The sequence below is a fragment of the Streptomyces ureilyticus genome, assembly GCF_011045025.1.
GTDB lineage: Bacteria > Actinomycetota > Actinomycetes > Streptomycetales > Streptomycetaceae > Streptomyces > Streptomyces ureilyticus.
Window position 1 is genome coordinate 1 of the sequence record NZ_JAAKZX010000521.1, and the last position, 614, is coordinate 614.

A 614-nucleotide genomic window follows, 5' to 3' on the forward strand; every position below is an offset into this window, starting at 1 on the left:
GTCTACGCGTGTGCACGGGACGGAGTCGCCTCGCTGACCAAGCCGGAGGACGGCACCGTCCCGGCCGACAGGTCCCGTTTCTTGCAAGACGGGCCCGAACTCGGCCAGCGCGGCCACCCCAAGCGGCCCACCGGCCACACCGGCAAGTACCCCGAGAACGACCCCACACAGGACCGCCGCGAGCACCACGGTTCCGGCGATCCGCCCACGCGACAAGGCCTCACCGCGCTCGGCCGGAGCACCCACGTCCACCGCGAACCACGCCACCACCACCCCTGCGGCCAGCGGCACCGCCACCGCGACCCAGTGAAGCGGGGTTCCCGCCCCCGCATCCGGCAAGGCAGCGAGCAGAGGAAAGCGCGGCAGCAGCGGCGCGGCCGACGAGGACAAGGGACCCGTCACGTGCCCGGCCCCGAGAGCAAAGCCCGGCCCGAGGGCGTAGGCCGCGCCCCACACCGCCGCGTTCGGCAACAGGGCCAGCGCCAGCAGGAGTACGGCGAAACGCCCCGACCACGCTTCGGTGAGCTCCAGGAACGAGGCCCGCGCCGACGCCCCGTCCCAGGCCAGCGACACGCCCACCAACAAGGCCCCGCCCCCGACGAGCACCGCCACCC

General features: G+C 74.1%; 1 pseudogene. It reads right to left on the minus strand.

The window, feature by feature from the left end:
* Positions 1 to 129 precede the first annotated feature (129 nt).
* Positions 130 to 612, minus strand: a pseudogene (locus G6048_RS48480) (cell division protein PerM); the annotation flags it as partial.
* Positions 613 to 614: the final 2 nt, after the last annotated feature.